General features: G+C 42.2%; 20 protein-coding genes. 12 read left to right on the top strand and 8 right to left on the bottom strand.

The window, feature by feature from the left end:
* The first annotated feature begins 223 nt into the window (after positions 1-223).
* From GZK95_RS17880 to rfaH, 12 genes are all read left to right on the top strand, one after another.
* Positions 224-1,006 (top strand): ABC transporter permease, encoded by a 783-nt coding sequence (locus tag GZK95_RS17880; protein WP_075716113.1) that lies wholly within the window; start codon positions 224-226, stop codon positions 1,004-1,006.
* Positions 1,003-1,656, top strand: a complete 654-nt coding sequence (locus GZK95_RS17885; protein ID WP_075716112.1) for an ABC transporter ATP-binding protein — start codon at positions 1,003-1,005, stop codon at positions 1,654-1,656. Before GZK95_RS17880 ends, GZK95_RS17885 begins: the two co-directional genes overlap by 4 nt.
* Positions 1,653-2,798, top strand: a complete 1,146-nt coding sequence (locus tag GZK95_RS17890) for a capsule biosynthesis protein (RefSeq protein ID WP_075716111.1) — start codon at positions 1,653-1,655, stop codon at positions 2,796-2,798. The genes GZK95_RS17885 and GZK95_RS17890 overlap by 4 nt, the downstream gene beginning before the upstream one ends.
* A 44-nt stretch (positions 2,799-2,842) precedes the next feature.
* Positions 2,843-3,586, top strand: a complete 744-nt coding sequence (locus tag GZK95_RS17895; RefSeq protein WP_151148813.1) for a hypothetical protein — start codon at positions 2,843-2,845, stop codon at positions 3,584-3,586.
* Complete coding sequence (locus GZK95_RS22205; RefSeq protein WP_197740189.1) at positions 3,586-4,332, top strand: IspD/TarI family cytidylyltransferase; 747 nt, start codon at positions 3,586-3,588, stop codon at positions 4,330-4,332. Before GZK95_RS17895 ends, GZK95_RS22205 begins: the two co-directional genes overlap by 1 nt.
* Positions 4,333-4,565: 233 nt before the next feature.
* A complete protein-coding gene (locus tag GZK95_RS22210; RefSeq protein ID WP_197740190.1) occupies positions 4,566-5,003 on the top strand; it encodes an SDR family oxidoreductase in 438 nt (145 codons plus the stop codon).
* A 36-nt stretch (positions 5,004-5,039) separates the two neighbouring features.
* Positions 5,040-6,266, top strand: a complete 1,227-nt coding sequence (locus GZK95_RS17905; RefSeq protein ID WP_161987229.1) for a hypothetical protein — start codon at positions 5,040-5,042, stop codon at positions 6,264-6,266.
* On the top strand, positions 6,253-7,251 hold the full coding sequence (locus tag GZK95_RS17910) for a hypothetical protein (protein ID WP_075714125.1): 999 nt from the start codon (positions 6,253-6,255) through the stop codon (positions 7,249-7,251). Before GZK95_RS17905 ends, GZK95_RS17910 begins: the two co-directional genes overlap by 14 nt.
* 54 nt (positions 7,252-7,305) lie before the next feature.
* Positions 7,306-8,559: a hypothetical protein gene (locus tag GZK95_RS17915; protein WP_151148815.1), complete on the top strand. Its 1,254-nt coding sequence runs from the start codon at positions 7,306-7,308 to the stop codon at positions 8,557-8,559.
* The gene (locus tag GZK95_RS17920; protein WP_225623953.1) at positions 8,556-10,490 is read left to right on the top strand and encodes a capsular polysaccharide biosynthesis protein; all 1,935 of its coding nucleotides are present in this window, start codon (positions 8,556-8,558) and stop codon (positions 10,488-10,490) included. Before GZK95_RS17915 ends, GZK95_RS17920 begins: the two co-directional genes overlap by 4 nt.
* Positions 10,491-10,672: 182 nt before the next feature.
* A complete protein-coding gene (locus GZK95_RS17925; RefSeq protein ID WP_139315021.1) occupies positions 10,673-11,758 on the top strand; it encodes a hypothetical protein in 1,086 nt (361 codons plus the stop codon).
* Between the two features lie 183 nt (positions 11,759-11,941).
* Entirely contained in the window at positions 11,942-12,430 is a 489-nt protein-coding gene (gene rfaH, locus GZK95_RS17930) for a transcription/translation regulatory transformer protein RfaH (protein ID WP_075713702.1), read from the top strand.
* Positions 12,431-12,879: 449 nt separating this feature from the next.
* Here the strand turns inward: rfaH and GZK95_RS17935 are convergent, their stop codons facing one another.
* The 8 genes from GZK95_RS17935 to GZK95_RS17970 all read right to left on the bottom strand — a co-directional run bounded on the left by GZK95_RS17935 (position 12,880) and on the right by GZK95_RS17970 (position 23,307).
* Complete coding sequence (locus GZK95_RS17935; RefSeq protein ID WP_075713700.1) at positions 12,880-13,521, bottom strand: winged helix-turn-helix domain-containing protein; 642 nt, start codon at positions 13,519-13,521, stop codon at positions 12,880-12,882.
* Between the two features lie 652 nt (positions 13,522-14,173).
* A complete protein-coding gene (locus tag GZK95_RS17940; RefSeq protein WP_075713191.1) occupies positions 14,174-15,835 on the bottom strand; it encodes an electron transfer flavoprotein-ubiquinone oxidoreductase in 1,662 nt (553 codons plus the stop codon).
* A 19-nt stretch (positions 15,836-15,854) separates the two neighbouring features.
* Positions 15,855-17,009 carry a dihydrolipoamide acetyltransferase family protein gene (locus GZK95_RS17945; protein ID WP_075713189.1) on the bottom strand — a complete coding sequence of 385 codons (1,155 nt, stop codon included), beginning with the start codon at positions 17,007-17,009 and terminating at the stop codon, positions 15,855-15,857.
* A complete protein-coding gene (locus GZK95_RS17950) occupies positions 17,006-17,989 on the bottom strand; it encodes an alpha-ketoacid dehydrogenase subunit beta (RefSeq protein ID WP_075713187.1) in 984 nt (327 codons plus the stop codon). The genes GZK95_RS17945 and GZK95_RS17950 overlap by 4 nt, the downstream gene beginning before the upstream one ends.
* Positions 17,982-19,076, bottom strand: a complete 1,095-nt coding sequence (gene pdhA / locus GZK95_RS17955) for a pyruvate dehydrogenase (acetyl-transferring) E1 component subunit alpha (RefSeq protein ID WP_075713185.1) — start codon at positions 19,074-19,076, stop codon at positions 17,982-17,984. The genes GZK95_RS17950 and pdhA overlap by 8 nt, the downstream gene beginning before the upstream one ends.
* Before the next feature lie 474 nt (positions 19,077-19,550).
* Positions 19,551-21,536: an acetoacetate--CoA ligase gene (locus tag GZK95_RS17960; protein ID WP_075713183.1), complete on the bottom strand. Its 1,986-nt coding sequence runs from the start codon at positions 21,534-21,536 to the stop codon at positions 19,551-19,553.
* A 95-nt stretch (positions 21,537-21,631) separates the two neighbouring features.
* Positions 21,632-22,558: an electron transfer flavoprotein subunit alpha/FixB family protein gene (locus GZK95_RS17965; protein WP_075713181.1), complete on the bottom strand. Its 927-nt coding sequence runs from the start codon at positions 22,556-22,558 to the stop codon at positions 21,632-21,634.
* Complete coding sequence (locus tag GZK95_RS17970; RefSeq protein ID WP_075713179.1) at positions 22,555-23,307, bottom strand: electron transfer flavoprotein subunit beta/FixA family protein; 753 nt, start codon at positions 23,305-23,307, stop codon at positions 22,555-22,557. The genes GZK95_RS17965 and GZK95_RS17970 overlap by 4 nt, the downstream gene beginning before the upstream one ends.
* Between the last annotated feature and the right edge of the window lie 86 nt (positions 23,308-23,393).

Genomic DNA, 23,393 nt, shown 5'->3' on the forward strand with positions numbered 1-23,393 from the left:
GAAACCCGTCAATTACGCAACGGATGATTTCTCAGAGTGCTTTTTCGCAAGCCGATTTTTATGAGCTTGAACAAAACGACGGGATGAAATTGCCCCTAAAAAACGGTTCAAAATCGACATGCTCTCAGATGTTGGAGAGAACGTGCGTAAGCAGGTCTCTTCACTCCTACTTATAGCCGACAGAGATAGCAACGCTGCTCTGGATAAATTGTTGAATATTTAGATGAATGAGTTAAGGCAAGCACTAAGCGTGCAAGGGCGGGTAATTTACGCGCTAATTTTACGAGAGGCACTTGCTAAATACGGCAAGAGTCATATTGGCTATTTGTGGGCTGTGTTCGAGCCTTCTTTGCAGGTTTTGGTTTTAGTAACGATATTTTCGGCGTTAGGAAGGCAATCGCCAGTTGGTGGTGACTTGGCTGTGTTTTTCACTACTGGAATAGTACCTTGGCTGATCTATAGCGGTATTTCTTCGCGATTATCGGGTGCGCTGGGTGCCAATCAAGCACTGCTTTCATACCCACATGTAACGCCTTTTGATGTTTTGATGGGGCGAGCATTACTAGAGTCGATAACTATGCTGGTGGTTTTTGTGTTGCTTGTGGCATTACTCCAATTAATGGGGAAGGCGCTGGCTGTTTACGATTTGTTCCATGTTTTGATGGGATTAATGGTACTGGTTGTCTTCTCGACAGGCGTGGGAATGATTAACTCAGCAATCAGGATCTATTTCGATAGTTGGGACAAACTATTTAGTGCTTTTAACCGTCCATTTTACTTTTTGTCCGGTATTTTTTTCACGGCTGCCAGTCTTCCGCCTCAGGCACGGGAGTATTTGCAATGGAATCCGATTTTTCAATGTGTTGAGTGGGTGCGCAGTGGTTTTTTTTCAACCTACCAGAACACTTATATCAACTATAGCTACGCTGTGGTCAGCAGCATAGTGATGGTTTTGCTAGGTCTAACTTTGACTCAATACACTCGACACAAAGCGCGCAACTTATGATTGAGCTAATTAACGTTTCAAAAATCTACCAAACAGCAAGTGGAAAAAAGCAGGTACTCAAACCTTGTAATCTCAAGTTTCCAAAGGGACGAAACATCGGTCTTTTGGGAGTGAACGGCGCTGGAAAATCGACATTACTACGGATGATTGCGGGCTCAGAGGCGCCAACGAGTGGCTTGATTAAGAGGAATATCAAAATGTCGTGGCCTCTCGGATTTGCGGGTGGTTTCAACGGATCGATGACTGGGGCAGAGAACTTGCGTTTCGTTAGCCGGATTTACGGAGCCGACATCAATAAGGTGACTGAGTTTGTCAAGTCGTTTTCTGAACTGGATGACTATTTGGATATGCCAATTCGAAGTTACAGCTCGGGCATGAAGGCTAGGTTGGCATTTGGATTATCGATGGCCATTGACTTTGATTGCTACTTGGTCGACGAAATTACTGGGGTAGGCGATCGAAGGTTTCAGGATAAGTGCCGAGATGCCTTTAGGGCCCGAAGCGAAAAATCCAGCTTGATTATGGTTTCACACAACATGTCGACTCTTAAAGAGCACTGTGATCTGGGATTGGTATTGTCTGGCGGTGAGCTGACCTTCTTTGAAGATATCAATGATGCAATAGATAACTATTTGACACTTTCAAAATGAAATTACAGAAAAAGTACAAAATAATTCTCAACAAGTTTTGGAAAAACCGTAACAACAAGCAACGTAGCTTCTCATTGGTGGTGATTCTTCCTACTTTGCTAGCGGGTATATATTACAGTTTTTTTGCTGCTGACTTATACGTGGTAGAAACACGTTTTGCTGTAAAGGGAAATGAAATGCAGCAAATTGATTTGCTGAGCGGCTTGGCAGGTATGCCTCCTCGAACTGGCAGCACGACAGACTCATATATTGTCCAAGATTACGTTCAGTCGATTGATATCATTCATGCGATTAATGACGACTTGGATTTGTATTCTATTTTCAATCACCAAGATGCTGATTGGTTTTCGAAGTTGGGTGAACAGCCTACACAAGAAGAACTGCTGAGCTACTGGCGTAAGCGGGTCACAGTCTCTTATGACCCTACTACCACCATCATTACGTTGAAGTCACGGGCATTCAGTTCGATGGAGGCAACCCTATTGGCCGAGGCTGTGTTGAATCAAAGTGAGGTTTTGGTCAACAACTTATCTGAGGTCGCTAGAACTGATGATCTGGCCTTTGCTGAAAATGAAGTCGCAAGGGCAGAAGCCCGCGTGACAACAGTTCGGGTGGCGATGAATGATTTCCGTAACGAATTTAAAGATCTCGATCCAACCCAAACCGCTAGTGCGAAAATGATGCTAATCGGTGAACTGGAAGTCCAACTGTCTAAAGCTCATGCAGAGCTGAACGCTTTAAACAGTTATATGAATGATCAAGCCCCGGCGGTCGCCAATCTTACCCGTAGGGTAGAGGCACTGACTCTGCAGATTCAGGTAGAAAAACAGAATATTACTGGTGACAGTAAAACTCAGCCGGCATTGAGCGGGTTGTTTGAAGACTATGAACCGTTGCTGGTAGAGCGGACGTTTGCTGAAAAAGCCTTTACATCTGCACTTGCATCTCTTGAAGCCGCACGCATTGAAGCATCGCGAAAACATCGCTACTTAGCAACCTTTGTGGTTCCGATTAACCCAGATGAAGCAATTGAGCCGAAGCGCGTGAAGTCGGTCGTTACCGTCTTGATAGCGAGTTTGATGAGTTGGGCAATTGGTCTATTGGGGTTAGGAATTATTAGAGAGCATATTGGATGGGTGTAAGAGTGGCAAGTTAGACGCTTGTGCAATTAATAGAGAAGTGCAAATTGAACAGCATAGAAAATATCGTAAAATCGAATACGGAAACGTATAAAAGCAAGAAATATTTATTTATAGAGAACAAATCAAGTGATAGGTTGCTAATTATACTTTCTCCTCACAATCAAGGAGATAATTTTTCTTGGAAAAAATATTTAATATACAACGAAGTAGCCAATCTTTTGTATTTGAACAACCCTGATGATAATTACTATGATTACTGTGATAATCATAAAGAGTATGTGGAAATTATCAGACATTATATCTCAAAGTTTTACAGAAAAGATTGCTTTATTATGGGTTCTAGCATGTCTGGAACCGTGGCTATTAGAATTGGTATTGAGTTGGATTTGAATGTCATTTCATTCGCTCCACAAGTGTCATTTAATGAAACCGTAGAGTTTGCGACAGTTTCATTTCCTAATAACCCCAAGGTAAAATTGATTGGTGACATTAGAAAAATAAAGGAAAGCGGATGCTGGGTTGATCTGGATAAATATATATCTAGTAACCAAAAACACATTCCACCAATATATTTAAGTTTTAATCACTTAAGATTTGATACAAGGAATGCTTATAATCTTATAAATTCATTAATGAAGGTTGCGAATGGGAAAATGATTGTTAACCATTCGGAAAGTTCAAGTCATGGATTTAGTATTTTTAGCAAAGAGGATGCTATTTCACTCGTAAATATAATGAATATACTCTCTATATTTAGAGAGAATAAGTTTAGTTGGGAATATAGGTAATGAATATTGCAGTAGTTTTAGCCGGTGGTGTCGGTTCTAGATTTGGCAAAGCTTATCCGAAGCAGTTTGCCAAAGTTGCGGGTAAAACTTTGATCGAACATACATTAGATGTTTTTGAAATTAATTCAGATATTGATGATGTGATAGTCGTTTCCAAAGGGGGCTTCGTTGATTTAATCTGGGAAATGGTTAACAAAAATGGTTATCATAAAATTAAGAGTGTAATTTCAGGTGGCAATGAAAGAATGGACTCAACGTTCAATGCTCTAGAATATATTCGAGATAATTATGATGCAACTAGCGATATAAATTTGATTATCCACGATGCAGTTAGACCGTTTGTAAGTGATGAAATTATCACGGCTTGTATTAACGAATTAAATATCTTTGACGCAGTTGATGTTGTCATAAATAGTGCGGACACAATCGTTGAAGTGGACGATGATGGAAACTTAGTTAATATCCCGGAACGAAGTAAACTGCGCAGAGGTCAAACACCACAGTGCTTTAAGTTTCATGTTTTGTATGAAGCATATGTTTTGGCTAAAGCTCAAGAAAACATGAAAGTCACGTGTGATTGTGGTGTGCTGCTACAGGTTATGCCACACGTGAAGATATCAACAGTACACGGCCATGATACGAATATTAAAATTACCGAGCCTATTGATATTTCAATTGCTGATTACGTCTTTCAGCAAAAAGGTGAGAATAGATTATCTTTCCTAAAAAAAAGAACTAAGAAATAGAATTAGAGACAAAGTACTTGTCGTTTATGGTGGAAGCTATGGTATTGGTCAAGATATTATAGACCTAGCAAATGAATGTGGTGCAATAACCTACTCATTTAGTCGTGGTCAGACTAATACTGACATTTCAAACTCCGCAGATATTGAATATTCACTAAAGAAAGTTTTCGATAACGAGGGTAGAATTGATTTTGTTATTAATAGTGCTGCTCTTTTGAAAAAAGAAACCATTAATGAACATGTCAGATAGTGAGATTAAAAATATAATTGATGTGAACTTGTATGGTGCAATTTTACTGGCAAAAAAGGCATTTCCATATTTGAAGCAAACGCAAGGTGCGATGTTAAACTTTACATCTAGTTCCTACACTCGTGGTAGATCCTATTACAGCTCATATTGTAGTTCAAAGGCAGGGGTTGTTAACTTAACCCAGTCACTTGCAGAAGAGTGGTACGATTTTAATGTCAAAGTAAATTGCATTAATCCCGAGAGGACATCAACACCAATGAGAAGAACAAATTTTGGTCATGAAGATCCTACTACACTCTTGAAATCTGAGGATGTTGCCGTTGCTTCATTGAACACTCTAGTTTCTCTATCCTCAGGGCATATCGTCAATGTTAAGTTTGATAATGTTTTGGAGAGAAATGAATACTTTAATTCAAAATAAGATATTTAATGTTTTAAAAAACTCCTTCCAAAAGGAATGAGAAAGCGATTAAAAAGTGAATTAAAGCGTCGTGGATACTGTGTCTCAAATAAAATAATAGTATCCGCTAAATCATCTGGTTTATCAAAAGTAAATATAAATAGTAATTTAATGAAGGTTAAGGCTACAATGGTGAATGATATAAATTTCATGTTTCCTATAGAATATATTATTCATACAGGTGAAGGCAAAGCTGCTGTACCGCACATATCAATTTGGTATCCGAGTTTTCGGGCCGCGTATTCAACAAGAACACTAATCTTGACAAGAAATCAGGTCGCTTTTGATTCAATTAGCTTGTACCTAAAAAAGCATGATTATCCAAACATGGTTGTACTGTGTAAATCTGAAAAAGATGTTGATGAACTGTTTAGAAAATGTGTCGGTGTTAAAGCTTGCTTTTATCCATCTAATACTGGAAACAATATTCATCCACTGAAGCAAACCGGAATTAAGCATGTGTTTATTGGGCATGGTGATAGTGACAAATCAGCTAGTGCTCACAAGTTTTTCCGTGTTTACGATGAAAACTGGGTTGCTGGTGACGCTAACATCGATCGTTTTTCAAAGATAACAACGAATGGTCTTCAATTCAGAAAGGTTGGCCGACCAAATATGCGCGATATCCTTTGTGGTAACACGTGTTCTTGGAGTGATCGTTTTTCTGGTAAACTAAACGTATTATACCTTCCAACTTGGGAGGGTGTTTACAATGAGCAAAATTATTCATCAATCTCATTGAGTGGCAAAATATCAAATATTGTTAATAAGCTGTCAGTTTTTTCAGCTAAATTTCATCCGATGACTGGTTCGCGTGACCCTGAGTGTTTGAAATGCGTATCCGAGTGTAGCAAAGATAGCAATATATTTAGTGCTGACCAACCGTTGTCCACATTTATTTCTGATTATAATGTGTTTATATGTGATATTTCTGCTGTTGTATCAGAATGTCTATCATTGAATGCACCAATTTTTATTTACATACCTAAGGATAAAAAAATAAATTTATCTGAAAGTAAAATGCCATATTCACATTATTGCTACGTTTTTCATGACGAGTTCGAACTAGAAGAATTGTTGATGAGGGTCGTTGTGAATAAAGATGATTATTTGTCGGAAAATAGAGAGCAAGCAATGGAGTATATTCTTGGTCGCAATGCAACCATTGGCAATGCATTTAATAAGTTGTTAGAGTCTGGAAGGTTTGAAGATGTTCAGTATTAATATGTTAAGTAAACTAAAAAGAAGTAGAGTTAAATACTTAATTCATCTTCCTGGTGACTATAACAAGTCGAGCAGATATCTCAGACATTGGTCTGCGCGATTCTTACGTTCATCTGTAAAGTTCTCGGTTCTAGTTAGAGACTATGATTTCTATCTTAAAATTAAGGAAGAGCTAAGGTTTATTGATTTTGTTTATGCTAAATCTCCGTTGGATGTTGAAGGTGTAATCAGTGAGTTTCCATCACTAAAGACGATTGTATATTTGAATAACTTCGCTATGAATATTCATACGTTGAGGTTTAACAACTATGAGCATGTTTTCATAGGAAATAAAAATACAGATCTATATTCTATACCTACCAACTACTATAAGGCATATGACTCGATATATGTGAGTGGTTGCTTTGCTATGGATAAATTCAAAGAGTCGAACGTTTATAGTTCTGGCGTTAAATTTGAATCTATCGGAGTTGATATTCCTGTGGGAAACTGTGATTCTAATGATGTTTCATTGGTAATCAGCGATGGATGTCTTGTTGATCGAAGTTTGTATTCTACTCTAATGTCTTTGGTTGCTAATGGTGTTAGGAATGTAACTCTAATATGTAATAACAAGATCCAAGACAGGCTAAGAGAAAACATAATCGAATTTGAACATATGTTTGATTTGAATATCTTTCTGACAAACGAAATAAATAGCCTACTATCTAAGAAGATGGTCATTGTTGACTATGAAAATGTAACATTGGATCACATTTACTCTGGAAGTCCGCTATATATTTTTAGGGACGAGAACTATAAAGGTTCTCCTAAAGACTATAGATACTTTTTTAGTGATTTACCATTTGTTAATACAGTGGATGGTAGGGCTAATAATATTAGCATTGAAATTGAGAAATTTAGTAGAAGTCACTTTGATCAGTGGAAAGCATTCCTACTGAACAACTTTGACCCGGACAATTTTGCTGGATGTTTTGGCAAGTGATTGATGTGTTGGCCTGAATGCTTTGGGCCAACATTAATTATAGGGGAGTGATTGGTGAGGCTTACTTCTGCGATAAAAAACTTAATTTGGAACTACTTCTTTGTAACGCCGATATCAAATATATCTAATAAGAATTACTTAAAAATCTTTGGTGTTCCTATTGTAACCACTCAGATTACAATGATGGAAATGACTCGTTCATTTAGATACGCGATATATTTGGATAGCAAAGACGTTAATACTCTAGTTCATGTTATGAAATGGTTTGAATCTGGGTTCTTTAGCAAGTCTGAAACAGTGGTTATTTTACGGGGTTACGTCAGAGGATTTTTTTCATTTGAACGATTTTTTGATGAAAACTCAATCCAGTTTGTTGCTTATAACAAGTACTCATCAATTTCTATTTCTGATTTTGATTTCATATTCTATCCTTTTAATACAAATACCAATCAGATTATAATGAAAAATAGGAATGTGATACATGTTTTTATTGGCCATGGTGAAAGTGATAAACTCGCATCAGTCAATCCAATGATTAGAATGTATGACCATGTTTTTGTATCTGGTGACGTTTCTATTGAGAGATTGACAAGAAATAAATTAGTTACTGAATATGATGTTATTAACGGGAAGTGTGTGAAAATTGGTGTTCCTTATATCAGTTGTAATACTGCGGGAGAGTCTTTAACTACCGCCAATGTGCAAGGTGTTTTGTATGCGCCAACCTGGGAAGGGGCTGATATCAATCAAGCCTATTCATCATTGTTAATCGCAACAGATTTGATTGAAAACATGCTTTCTAGAGGTTTGACCGTATATTTTCAGCCTCACCCATCAACAGGTATAAGAACACCTGCGTATAAAGAAAAAATTGACTCTATTTTGTCTCAGTTTGCTCGCAAAGATTGTTTTGTATATATAGATAACAGTTCTGATAATATTTTTAGTGCAAATGAGCGATTCGGTAAATTCGGGCCTTGTTACTACAATACGATCGTTACTGATATATCATCGATGGTAATGCTTGGCTTTGTTCATCAAAAAAATACATTCGTGTATGTGAGCGATTATCATCTGGAATTACTTGAAAAAGAACTTTTGATAACGAGTCGTTCGGATATTGTTTTTAGTTCCACTAAAGAATTTCTCCGCATAGAGACTGATTATTTTACTAGGCCTCCTGCATTGGATGTGAGTCCGCTGGTCTCAGTTGAGAATTATTTTGACAATCTAGATTATAGTGATTTCATCTCGACGTTCAAATCTGTCTTGGAGGATGATATCTATAGTAATGGCTGCTTTTCGTGATTTGCATATCAATCGGAATATTAAAAATAAAACATCTTCGTAAATTTATCACTGCGACGGATCCATCAGATACAAGTCAGTTTAGTAGAGTAATAGGGTGGGGTAACAAGCATTCATCAAGAAGAGCTATTAGCTTAGCAGCTATATTAAACCGAACTTATTGCGCGCTAGAGGATGGCTTTTTGCGCTCTATTGGGTTGGGGGTTGATGGTGTGCAGCCACTAAGTTTAGTCGTTGATGAGGTAGGTATCTATTACGATGCACGGAAGCCTTCACGACTGGAGCAACTGATCACAGCCAACGCAGACATTACGAAAGAGGCTGAGTCTCGCAGCCGGCGGTGCATTTCAGCCATTCGCGAGTATCGCCTGTCTAAATATAATCAAAACCAAAGCGATCCGCAGTTGCGCGCGGCTGCGCCCAAGATCGTGGTGATTGATCAGACGCAAGGTGATGCCTCTGTAGAGGGAGCCATGGCGAATCAAGAGACTTTCATTGATATGCTGCGCTGTGCAGTAGAATCGCATCCTAATGAAACGGTTTGGGTTAAGGTACATCCAGATGTAGTGCACGGCCAAAAAAAGGGGTTTTTGTATCCATTGCCGTTTGAGCATCCCAACGTAAAGTTGTATGCCGAGCCAGTGAATCCATGGGATTTTCTGGAAACAAGCACACACGTTTATACGGTCTCTAGCCTAATGGGATTCGAGGCTCTGATGGCAGGTGCGCAGGTACATTGCTTCGGCATGCCGTTCTATGCGGGTTGGGGGCTAACCTACGATCAGCAAAGATGCGAGCGCCGCAACAAGTCGCGCACCCTAGAGCAAATATTCGATGCGGCCTATATTCAGTATGCCCGTTATGTAGACCCGATTTTGGGCGAACGTTGCGAGATAGAGCAGATTATCAGCTATCTTAGCGATCAGATCGCATGGCAAGCAAACGCGAAGACGAAGGTTTGCCTTTCAAGTTTGTCGTGGTGGAAACGGCTCTGGCTCGATGATTACATGCGTGCTTGGGGTTTTAAGCTGTCAGCTAGTGGTAGTTCAATCCGTTGGGGCAGAGGAGAGCCGGATGAGGAAGGCTTCTGTATCGAGGATGGCTTTATCCGTTCGGTGGGGTTGGGGGTTCACTTTAACCGTCCGGTGTCTTTGGTATGTGATCGTCGGGGAATTTACTTTGATGCCCGAGTCGAGAGTGATTTGGAATATGCTCTTAATCACACTAAGTGTTCTGACTGGGGACAGTGGCGAGCACAAGAGCTTATCACCCGGTTGCTCTCTGCCAATCTAACCAAATACAACGTCGGTACTGATACTGTGTTGGATTTACCTGTTGGCCGAAAGGTCATCTTGGTGCCGGGTCAGGTGGAAAGTGATGCCTCTATCCGTTGCGGTTCGCTTGAGGTAACGACCAACGAAGCGTTGCTCAGGGCGGCACGCGATGCTGAGCCGGATGCCTATATTATCTATAAACCGCATCCTGATGTGGTTGCTGGTCAGCGTGATCAAGGCAAATGGCAAGGTGACTTTACTTCCTTAGCGGACCACGTTGAGGTGGAGATTGCCATGGCACAACTTCTTGAACAGGTTAATGAAGTGCATACGATGACCTCGCTTACTGGGTTTGAAGCGCTTTTACGCGGTAAGAAGGTGACTACCTATGGCATGCCGTTTTATGCCGGATGGGGCTTGACTAGGGATATGATGACCTGCGAGCGTCGTAAGCGTCGTCACAGTTTGGAAAGTTTGGTGTATTTTACACTGATTAATTATCCTACTTACGTCGATCCGCTGACACGCCGCTTATGCAGCGCTGAGCAGGCTATTGAGCGAGTGCGGCAGATGAAATGCGGTTCAGTTGAGGTAAAAGAAACCAAGCTTCGGTTATTACTCATGCTCAAGCGTGTTAAGCATATCGCCAAATGCTGAGTGTCTCCGGCAGTTAGAGCATCCTTTAAATATTTGTGGTATTTCATGTTTGGTGGGATCTAAAGCAGGATACCATCGAATTATCCCTGTTGGTTATTTGCCGACCAAAAGTAGTTAGCAAGTTATGGTCAATATTGGTTGTCCGTTGTTTATAACTAAGTTCATAGTTCATCCATTTATTAGTGTTTTTGCAAATGCAGACAGGTTTTCTTTTCCTAGTGATATTTGCTACTGCTTTGGTATCTCTGTTGATACTAACTCGTGTAGCAAAGATTTATAATTGGCTTGATTCTCCTAGTCAACGCAAGGTGCATCAGGGAGATGTTCCATTGGTTGGGGGATTATCTATTCTATTTGGTGTCATTGCTTTAGTGTTGACTCAGCCAGAGGTGCTTGATAAGCAATACCAGTTTATATGCCTAGCAGTTGGCTTTTTAGCGATTGGTTTTTTTGATGACAAGTACAGTTTGAGTGTTAAGCTGAGGCTGATTTTGTTGCTCGTTCTATCAGTCTGGGTTGGAGGTGTGGAAGAGGTTGCGTTGTTCTACTTAGGAAACCTGTTCGGAAACGGTGACATTTTTCTCAGTCAGATTTTTATTCTGTTGTTTACCGTCGCAGCAATCATTGGTTGTGTAACAGCGTTTAATATGATCGATGGTCTGGATGGCCTGCTTGGCGTCTTATCGAGTGTCACTTTTCTTAGTCTGTTTATTGTGTTTCATTTGGCTGAACTAGAAAAATATGCTCTATTTTGTGCAGGTTTTATCATCGCGATGTTGCCTTACATTGCTTTTAATGTTTTTAGTAAAGCAAGGCATCGCGTATTTATGGGGGATGCGGGTAGTGCGTTTGTAGGTTTTATCATCATCTGGTTACTTTTGTTTCTCACTCAACCTAAAAGCATGACAGATTATCCTTTTGGAGTGATCAAACCTATATATGTGCTTTGGTTTATTGCTATTCCTTTTATGGACATGATGTTGGTAATTATCAAGCGTGGAATGCGAAGACAATCATTAACCAGCGCTGATCGAACTCATATCCACCATCTATTGTTAGAATGCGGCTTAAGTGCCAATAAAATATTGCTGCTACTATCTGGGACTGCGCTATGTTTAGCAAGTGTGGGTCTTTGGTGCCATTTTTATGCGATAAATCAGTTTGCATGCCTCGTCGTTTTTTCTCTCACTTTCCTTTGCTATGCGATAGCTAACTTAAGTTTAGAAAAGCAAATAAGTCAAGGAAAAATCGAAATGGGTATATGCTAGAGAGTGTTTCAGTTTCTGTGACTCGTTATTGCAAAGCGTTTAAGCCCAAAGTTCAGCAATCTATTACTTCACTTTAAAACCTAGATAATATGTATGTTGATATTCTCCTTAAAATACGTGAGTATACCCGCGACAAAAGTAGCTGTTGTTACATAGGTTTGAGCTTTAAGTGTTGTATTGTGTATGAAGTCTTGGTATTTGCTGTTTTGTAAGAAACAGGAGCAGTTGAGGGCAAAAACTCACTTGGAAAATCAAGGGGTGGATTGCTTTTACCCAGAGTTAGAAGTGGAAAAAAACGTAAGGGGCAAAGTAAAAAAAGTACGAGAACCTCTATTTCCGAGTTATATCTTTATTAACTTTGATGCCGATGTTGGGCCATCTTTTACCACGATCCGTTCTACTCGGGGAGTTGTGGATTTTGTGCGTTGTGGGCTATCTCCTCAGGTAGTCAGTGAAGATCTAATAGTGGGTCTCAAAGCGATAGATGATTCGCAACGATGTGTGAGTGAAATTCCAGTTTCCGGCGATATAGTGAGGGTGGTTAGTGGACAATATTTAGGTGTTCAAGCCATCTACGAAGAGCCTGATGGCGAACGCCGTTCTTTTCTTCTTATTAACCTTTTGAATAACCAAGTGAAGATTAGTGTCGAAAATTGCCATCTTGATTTCTGAACAAAATGTGTAATTGCCTTTTAATCATAACCTGAATAGCGCCTAGAAAAGACTCCTAGGCGCTATTTTTATATTAGTAAAAGCATCTCAATGATATGTTCTCCATTGAGAATTTATGTTGGCCGCTAAAAAACAACGCACAATTTTCATCGACCGAAAAAATTCGGTGGTGGTTTATAGCAATGGATTCACCCAGCCCTAGCGTAATGAATGAATTGTCTTTTGCTGCGCAATACTTGTATGTTTCGCACGAAGAACTAGCATCAGAATTTGGGTCATCAATTCTTGAGTGGACAGTTCTGGTATTAAAATCATTTTTATACAGAGTCGAAAGTGCAGATTTTCTGTACTCGCTGGTTTCTATTCGTCCATAAATGGTGAGCTCTGAGTTAGCAGTTATGTAAAGACATGCGATATTAAGTACCAGTAAAGAGAATATGCAGCATTGCTTATGCGCATGTAAGAATTTGAGTGCTTTTTCTATATATACATTCATTGTCATCAATTACGATAGAAATTCGGTTGTCATCAAGTGGGTTCATATGTGGATAAGGAACAGCTTGGAAAACTTTTTTAAACTGGTTCGCATAGTAATAAGCTTTCGCTGTCGACCATAAGTTCAAAATGGTCACTCCCAAAAACAATGCAAGTGCCAATTTTGGAAGTAGTTTATATCCTGGTTTTTTTCCCAAACTTGGAGGAAACAACTCATTTGGAATCGTTTGCTCATTAATTGATGTTTGATTTTCTTTGTCTGATAACTCAAAGTTTAATGAATATCCCACACCTGGCACATTAACCAAAATGTCTTTTTCAGTATCTTCAAGCACTATTCTTGTACGATTGATTAGCTGTGGCAAACTCTCTGGCGAGGTTGGTTTTGACTCCCAGACAAAATCAACAATATCTTTGCGTTGAAGCACTTCAGGGTGTGCTTGATACAAACACTGTAAAAGACGAAATTGCTTTGGCGTGATTGTAATGTCTTCTCCTACTTTTGGGTGGTTTTCTTTTTGGACTCGTTCCATTTTTTTTGACTCCGCATCCCAGGTGAAATTACCGAGAATCAGAGTGATACTATTATTCTTCATAGCTCAACCGATAGCGTACTAGCAATAAGCTAATAGGCCTCTAAACACTGTGAGTTGTTATACAGATAGTGTTGTTTGACGTGTTAGTTAATCATCGGAATTTGATGATGATTTAGGACCCTTATTTGTGTTTGGTTTTTCTTGATTAAAATTATATTAGTGATATAAGTTGCTTTAGTTTTTTTGATATTAACGGTCGCTATGATTGTTATTGTAAGTCGATGAATATCTGTTAGCTAAGCAATGTAACTTGATGTAATTACACCTAAGTATGTACGTTAGTAGACTTCCTGTATCAATTTATAAACAATAAATAATTATATACATGACGATTAAATAATCAAGGTCTCATATACGAAACAATAAAAAACATTTATTATCGAATGCAATTTATACAATATAAACGTACTTTAACGCTTGCGGTGGTTGTTTTTTGAACGCTTGTTTTTTTGGTGTGACTGACTGATATTACTTAGGTTTTTTCTATGAGTATTATGTTGTTATTAAAAGTTTGAAATAACATGTGCGCCGATTTTTCTGATTTATCAATTGAGTAACAGTTATCACGATATAGCAACTTTGATGCGCGCTACTTACCAGAGATATTATATTAGCTATTAGCATACCCGTCGTTCAGAGTTATATTGCTTAACTACATATTCTGATAATTAGGTCCGCCACCGCCTTCAGGAGTTTGCCAGCGAATATTTTGTGATGGGTCTTTTATGTCGCATGTTTTGCAGTGAATACAGTTACTGGCGTTAATTTGGAAATTGAGTTTGCCGTTAACCTCCACAAATTCATAGACGCCGGCGGGGCAATAACGTTGACTAGGTTCATCAAACTGACCGAGATGCACATCAATTGGGATAGTTTCATCGGTTAGAACTAAATGGCATGGCTGATTTTCCTCATGTTGTGTAGCAGAAAGGAAAACTGACGATGGTCTATCAAAGCTAAGAATGCCATCAGGCTTGGGGTAATTGATCGGCAGACAATCATGAGAGGTGCGCAGTTGCTGGTGATCATGCTGCTTATCGTGGACTGTCCACGGTACAGGTTGCTTAAGTAGCGGATGCCACAAGTTATGCTCAAAGGCTGAAAGTGCTCCGCCGAGCAGTGTACCGAATTGATGAATATAACTCCCAGCGTTGCGAGTGTCATATAGCTCCTCATAGAGCCACGATTGCTCGAATCGACCCTGATAGTCGGGGACTTTTTCAGACGTTGAAAAGGCATGAAATATGGCCTCCGCCGCCAGTAACCCTGACTTCATTGCGCTATGGCTACCTTTGATTTTCGCGACGTTCAGTGTTCCGGCATCGCAACCGATCAAAAGACCGCCGTGGAACTGTTGTTTTGGCAATGAAGATATCCCACCTTTGGCTATCGCCCTTGCTCCATAAGCCACTCGCTCTGCGCCTTGCAAATGTTGTTTAATTGCGGGGTGATGTTTAAAGCGTTGAAATTCTTCAAATGGGTCAAGGTAAGGATTGCGGTAGTTTAAATCGACAATCAAGCCGATACTGACTTGGTTGTTATCTAGATGATAAACAAAACCGCCTCCAGAAGTACGCGACTCACTGAGCGGCCAACCTGTTGAATGTATTACCTTGCCAATCGGTGGAGTGGTATCTGCTGGCATCTGCCATATCTCTTTTAAACCTAGTGCGTAGTGCTGTGGCTGTTTGCCTTTATCTAGCGAGAAATTCTTAATCAGTTGCTTGCCTAAATGGCCCCGACATCCTTCGGCAAAAATCGTGTATTGGGCTTTAAGCTCAATACCGGCTTGAAAGTTGGATTTGGGTTGATGATTTTTGTCGCGTCCCATGTCACTGGTGTTAATCCCAGTGACAACGCCATTGGCATCGTAATTGATACTCGAAGCGGCAAAGCCTGGAAATATCTCTACACCAAGGGACTCCGCTTGTTCTGCCAACCAGCGACACAGGTTGGCAAGGCTAATCACATAGTTATCTGTGCTGTTTTGCAACGGCTTGGGAGTGAGAAAGTGAGGTACTCGCACATGGTTATACTCAGTCGTCAGATAGAGTAAAGAATCGTCTTGGACCGCAACCGTGACAGGGGCACCAAGCGTGCGCCAGTCTGGAAAGAGCTCTTCTAGAGCGCGCGTTTCAAACACCGCACCAGATAGTATATGCGCGCCAACTTCAGATCCTTTTTCAATCACACAAATAGAGAGAGGTTCTTGATCACTTTGTTGATTTAATTGAGCGAGTCGACAGGCAGCGCTTAACCCAGCAGGACCGGCCCCCACGATAACCACATCGAACTCCATGCATTCTCTTTCCATTGCTTTGCTCCCTTCAAAACTACGCTGTTAACTCATGACTTGCTTTCCTTAAGTGCTGTGCGAGAGCTTTGGTAAATCTTGCCGCCTCGCCACCTGTACATGCTCGGTGATCAAAGGTGATGGAAAGGGGCATGGCTTTTATGGCAGTGACTTGGCCGTGACGTATAACGACTTTTTCGATAATTCGCCCCGCACCAACAATGGCAACTTGTGGAGGAGTGACCACTGGCGTGGCGTAGATCCCGGCAATCGCTCCAAAGTTTGATAGTGTAATTGTTGCGTGTTGTAGTTGTTCTCGGGCTAATTTCCTTTCACGAATACCTTGCACGGTTTGGTCGAGCCATCGACGTAACTCGTGAGGTTGAAATTCATCCGCATGGCGCAAGACCGGTGCATATAAACCGTGCCGACTGTCGACTGCAATACCAATATTGACGGTACTGTGTACACAGCGGGTCATGGTTTCGGCGTCAAACCATGCATTCATCGCGGGTTCTTCTTGGCAGGCATGGACAATCGCTTGAATAAGACGAATGCTTATATCTTCATCATGGCTCCACCCATCGAGCACCGCTTCTTCAGTTATTGTTACTGAGGCAACATTTTGATGGGACTCTGCCATCGTTGCTACCATGGTTCGTCTTGCACCTTTGAGAACTTCAGTTCCGGGGCGCTGTTTGCCCGCTTCGTGGTAAATATCGGCATCAACAATCAGTCCATCCGGTCCACTGCCTTTAACGTGATCTAAATTTACCCCAAGCTTTTGAGCGAGCAAACGCGCTGAAGGTAGGGCAGAAGTGAGTTCATCAATCGAGGTGTTGTGCTCGCCACCAATCCAAAAATCATCAACGTTTACGCTATGAGTGTGCTGCGAGACGTTGCCAACTACGGTGGCAGCATCCGCAGTTTGTGCGTGTTCCGCACTGGCGCTATCCCCGCCAGTATCGTCAATTTCCAACAATAGTGCACCGATATTGACCACATCACCTTCCTCACCATGGCGACTGACAATTTTACCGCTGTAGGGCGCAGGTACGTCGACGGTTGCTTTTGCTGTTTCGACGGTGAGCACCACTTGGTCAAGCTTCACCACGTCTCCAACATTGATATGCCACTTGACGATTTCAGACTCGGCAAGGCCTTCACCTAGGTCGGGTAAGTTGAATGTCTTCATTGCCAGTCCTCCATAAGTTCTCGCGCCGCGAGCACAATATCCTGTTGTTGGATCATGTAATAATCTTCATTGCGGTAGTAGGGCATTATCGTATCCATACCCGTTACACGCTTGGGTGGTGCTTTGAGTAGGCACATCGCATGCTCCGCTGTACGTGCCAATAGTTCACTGCCAACACCACAAGTCTTACTCGCTTCATGCACCACCAGTAAGCGGCCAGTTTTCTCTAAAGAGCGGAAAATAGTCGCTGTATCCATTGGTTTTATGCTCGCAAGATCAATAACTTCGACTTCGATACCGAGTTCTGAGAGTGCTTGAGCGGCCTGAAGAGACTCAACCACGCATGCTCCCCAAGTCACGAGAGTGATATCGCGACCTTTGCGTAAGGTAAAGCAACTATCCAGGGGTAGTGCTTCGCCGTTGTCGAGTACGTTTGATTTGACGGTTCGATAGATGCGCTTGGGCTCGAAAAACATCACAGGATCATTGCAGCGTATCGCTGCGAGCAATAGTCCATAAGCGCGTTGTGGCGAGGATGGAATGACAACCCTAAAGCCTGCGGTGTGGGCAAAGAGCGCTTCAATACTCTCAGAATGATGCTCAGGAGCGTGGATCCCACCACCAAATGGTGCACGAAAAACGGCAGGGCAGGTGAGGCGTCCACGAGTTCGGTTGCGCATACGTGCGGCATGACAAATTAAGTGCTCCATCGCAGGAAAAACAAAACCTTGAAATTGAAACTCAGCAACGGGACGTAACCCTTGTGTTGCCATGCCTACCGCAACGCCACCAATCAGCGCTTCGGCAAGAGGTGTGTCGATAACTCGTCTTAACCCAAACTTCTGCTTTAATCCAACGGTAGCGCGAAAGACACCGCCGTTGTCACCCACATCTTCACCAAGAACGATGACATTGGCATCTTTATCCATCTCATGATGAAGTGCGAGATTCACTGCTTCTACTAGGGTGATTTCAGCCATGTTTACCTCCTTGCATACGCATTGCTTTGTTGATCAAATGATCGCGCTGTGAATGCAGTTCTTGGGGTAATGATTCATATAGGTAGTCGAACCCAGTTTCAGGCGCTTGCTCCGGGATATTGAGGTAATGCTCTACCGCCAGTTCCACTTGCTCTTTACAGCGCTGCTGCCAATGCTGCTCTTGTTCATGGCTCCATGCGCGTTGATTGATCAAGAAGGTTTTAAGGCGATGGATCGGCTCATATTGCCACGCGGTTTGCACCTCATCTTCATCGCGGTAACGGGTTGCATCATCGGCGGTGGTGTGGTCACTTAGACGATAACTCACCGCTTCGATCATTGTTGCGCCTTTGCCTTTGCGTGCTCTTGCAAGGGCATTTATGGTTGCATCATAAACTGCAATTACATCATTACCATCGACGGTAATGCCGGGAATACCCGCGCCTTTGGCTTTTTCTGACAAAAACTCGGCTGCACACTGTAGGCTGCGCGGTACCGAAATCGCCCATTGGTTGTTGTTTACGACAAACACTAGAGGGATGTTCCACGCTCCGGCGCAGTTGATGGATTCAAGAAAATCACCTTTTGAAGTGCCGCCATCACCACACATGACCAAGGCTGCGTGATGGTTCCCTTGGATTTTTAACGCGGATGCAACGCCAACGGCATGAGTACATTGTGTAGCAATCGGGACGCAAAATGGTAAGTCTCTACTAGGGAAAGGGCTTCCTGTTGGAGCGAAGTCACTACCACGTTCATCACCTCCCCAATATTGAAGATTCTTTTCCATCGCTACGCCTCGGCACCACATCGCCGGCATATCACGGTAATATGGCACGAAGACATCGCTTACCTGCAAAGCTCGACCTACGGCTATGCCTATTGCTTCCGAGCCCAAGTGAGAAGGGTAGGTTCCTAACTTACCGGTGCGCTGCAGAGCCACCGCCTTGTTGTCATAAGTTCGGGTTAAAACCATATCTTGGTAAAACCCAACTAGGGTATCGAGATCAGCCCATGAGGGAAGTTGGCTGACAAGGTTCCCATCATGGTCGATAAACCGCTGCATGGGTAATGCCTGAACATTCATCTCAAGCTCCTTTTGACGTTGCGTGTCTTTTGGACTGCAACTGTTCACTTAACCAAACTCAAAGTGGGTAGCTGAGTTTGACTGCCAAAATGTGGATTACAGCATTTGCTCAGGAGCCAGAAGGTATTTTGTGGTACTGCTTTCAATTAACAATTGGCCTTCCGGTTACGTCTTGCTGCGACACAAACAGCCAAAGTAGTGCTGAATTTTGCTGTAACCTAATACAGTAAGTGTAATCAATTTGTTAAAATGTGCTTTATGTTGGCCGTTGTACATCAGTAAAATGTTGTTTCATCTGCGCATTTGTAGGCGTTAATGCTGTAATTTCCTATTTTACGATTTGAAGAATGAATAGATTCACTGTTTGACATAACAAATTTGCAACAAAATTATGCGAGTAAAGCGTTTATACTGAGGTTATTGAGTTATCTGCCTACCTATAGTTGTTTGTAAGTTGGGCGGTTGTGAGAATGGTCATACGGTGTTATCTGCGTAACAGAGTATTTTGATCTCATCGAGCACTTCAGGATTGGCAATCGCACCAACATTTTTCACCTCAAGGCCATTGATGACTTGCTTAACCGCTAACTCAACCAGTTTCCCGGAACGAGTTCTAGGGATATCACTAATGGCAAAAATACGTTGCGGTACATGCCTTGGTGAACAGTTGGTTTTCAAAATGGAACAGATCCGTTGCTTTAGAGCCTTATCGAGCATTGATTGTGGTTCAAGTTTAATTAGCAGCCAGATATCTTCGGTTTGTTGAGTTAGCTTTCCAACCGCAATAGAGTCGCAGATCCCTTCAATAGCATTAACTTGTTGGTATATTTCTGCGGTACCAATGCGAACGCCGCCAGGGTTAAGTGTCGTGTCACTTCGACCATAAAAAACAAATCCGCCATTTCTACTTTGCATCACGTCGTCGCCGTGGTGCCAAACATTATCGAACTTATCCCAGTAGGCTTTGTGATAACGCTGTCCATCGTCATTCCAAAAGCCAATCGGAAAATTGGGCAGTGAGTTTGTGCAGGTCAACTCTCCGCGAGCTTGCCATACTTGTGTCCCGCTCTCATCCAAGACTTGTGCATCAACACCTAAGCCAGCTTGCTGACATTCACCCCGAAAAACCGGTGAAATAGGGTTGCCAAGAACGAAGCAGCCGCAGATGTCGGTGCCCCCAGAGATAGAGGCTAAATGAACATCGGTCTTAATGTGTTGATAAACAAAACTAAACTGCTCTGGGTACAGTACGGAGCCGGTTGAACAAATTGTACGTAACTTGCTTAGCTTATGGTGCTGGTTGGGGGAGTAACCGCTCTGTTCTATGGCTTCAAGATACTTAGCAGAGGTACCAAACAGCGTGACGGACTCGCGTTCGGCCAAATGCCATAAAATGTCGCTTGCTGGGAAAACGGGGCTGCCGTCATAAATAACAAGGGTTGCGCCACTGGCTAATGCGGAGACATGCCAGTTCCACATCATCCACCCGCACGTTGTATAGTAAAATAGATTATCTTCTGGTTTTACGTCACAGTGTAACACGTGCTCTTTTAGGTGATTGATCAACGTACCACCAACAGAATGAACGATACATTTAGGTTGTCCAGTCGTGCCGGAAGAATAGAGAATAAACAAAGGATGGTTGAATGAAACGCGCAAGTATGAAAGTGCTTGCGGCGAGTAATGATCTAAGAGATTTTGCCAAGTTACATGGTTGTTGACCGAAGAGCAATGCTCGTTGAGGTAATCAATTTGGCACACCTTGAGGTTGCGGCTTAGCTTGCTGCTAACCACCTTGTTTTTTGCATTCATGGGATATGTTTTGCCGTTGAACTTATAGCCATCACAACAGAACAGTACTTTAGGTTTAACTTGCCCAAAACGTTCGAGCACACTATCGGCGCCAAAATCGGGAGAGGTAGATGTCCATATCGCGCCCAGACTGGTTGTTGCAAGCATTGCAATAACTGCTTCTGGTATGTAAGGCAGATAAGCGGCGACTACATCGCCTTTCTTAACCCCGGAGGAGACTAACCATTGCTGAATGCTTGATACTTGTGCGATTAGCTCACGTCCGTTGAGCCGTCGCTGTTCACCGCTTTCATTACAAAAGCGCAGCATGATTTGTTTGGGCTGTTGTTGCGCGAAATTTAGCAGGTTCTCAGCGTAGTTGAGCTGGCTATCCTCAAACCAAATTGTATCGCGATTAGAGGTAAGGGTTTGCCATTTTGATTTTCCGATAGAAGTCGTTTTGTCACCAAGATCGCCGATAATTTGACAAAATTGCCAAATTTCTCGCCAAAATTGTGGGCTGTTGTCTAGCGACCATTGATGAAGGTCGGCATAATTGCCGATTGGGTTAGAGGGCGATAACTGATTAATGTCCTGCGTAAAGCGCAGAAGGTTACTTTCAGCGATACGTGTTTCAGAGGGTGACCAAATTGGTGATTGTGTTTCCATACTGGCCTCTAACTTTCCTTTCTTTCAAACCCAATAAGCGGCCAAGGGCAGGTGTAATAACCTATCCCAATGGCTCTGATCCCATTTCCAAACTATTACAGTTGCTCGGTAAGTTGTGGCAGTATTTCAAACAGATCGCCAACCAAGCCGTAGTCTGCGACTTCAAAAATTGGACTGTCGGGATCTTTATTAATAGCCACGATGACTTTCGACTCTTTCATGCCTGCTAAGTGTTGAATCGCACCAGAGATACCAACAGCAATATAAAGTTTGGGAGCGACAATTTTACCGGTTTGCCCGACTTGTAAATCGTTGGCAACAAATCCCGCATCCACTGCAGCACGTGACGCTCCAATTGCGGCACCCAACTTATCAGCCAATTGCTCAATCAAAGCAAAATTCTCTTTGCTGCCAACCCCGCGTCCCCCGGAAATGACGATCTCTGCTGCGGTCAGTTCCGGACGCTCGTTTTCGGTTTTGTCAAAACGGACCATTGAAACTGTTGCTGGTGGCGCATCTATTTGGAATTGCTCAATAGGGGCGTTGTTGTTGAGTCTGACAGGGTCAAATGCGGAACCACGAACCGTAATAACGCGAGTACTATCACGAGTGGTTACTTTCGCAAAGGCGTTGCCAGCATAAATAGGACGAACAAAGGTATCTTCACTTATTACTTGGACGATATCTGAAAGCTGCCCAACACCCATTTTCGCCGCAACTCTTGGAGCAAGGTCTTTGCCCTGGGACGATGCGCAAAACCAAATCCCTTGATAATCTGACGCTAAGTTAGTGATAACTGGACTTAGCATTTCAGCAAAGTGATAACCAAACTCTGGAGTATCGACAATCAACACTTGAGAAACCGTTTCCGCTTTGGCTGCTTGCTCAGCAACTGATTGGCAGTCACTGCCGATAACCAAAACCGTGTTCGCAGTGCCAGTATGACTGGCGGCTTGTATCACTTTAAGCGTATCAACATGGAGATGTTGATTGTCGTGCTCTGCAATAATTAAGTTTTTCATACAATCACCTTAGCCTCGTGACGCAGTTTATCGATCAGTTCTTCTACGGTGGCGACTTTTATGCCACTTTTACGCGCTTGGGGAGGGGAGACTTCGGTGATGGTCTGGGTAAATTCAACCTCGACTCCTAACTCTTGCGCACTGAGTGTTTGCATAGGTTTCTTCTTCGCTTTCATAATATTTGGCAAAGAAGCGAAGCGGGGTTCGTTAAGTCTTAAGTCGGTACTAATGACTGCGGGTAATGACATTGCTACCGTCATTAAACCTCCATCAACTTCGCGGACCACCTCCAGTTGCTGGTCAATGAGCGAAACCTGCGAGGCGAAAGTGGCTTGTGGCCAGTCGAGCAGAGCGGCCAACATTTGTGCAACTTGATTATTGTCGGTATCAATTGACTGTTTTCCAGTGATGACCAAACCGACTTGCTCACGTTGTACGATGGTAGCAAGCAACTTGGCGACGATTAAAGGCTCTATATCCCTTGGGGTGTCGATATGGATGGAACGATCAGCGCCCAGTGCGAGAGCGGTGCGAAGCTGTTCTTGACTTGAGCTTTCTCCAGCACTTACCACAATCACTTCACTCGCGATACCTTGCTCCTTGAGTCTAACCGCTTCTTCCACCGCAATTTCGCAAAATGGATTGACGGTCATTTTGACATTATTCATTTCAACATCGCTGTTGTCTGGCTTTACGCGAACCTTAATGTAGGGGTCAATGACCCGCTTAATTGGCACTAGTATTTTCACGTTATGTTCCTTATTACAGTGAAGGTTTTGTAATCATTATTTTAAAATGATGTTAATTTACCTTTACGTTTACGTCAACTTAAAAT

Origin of the sequence: Vibrio panuliri, from assembly GCF_009938205.1 — a bacterium.
GTDB lineage: Bacteria > Pseudomonadota > Gammaproteobacteria > Enterobacterales > Vibrionaceae > Vibrio > Vibrio panuliri.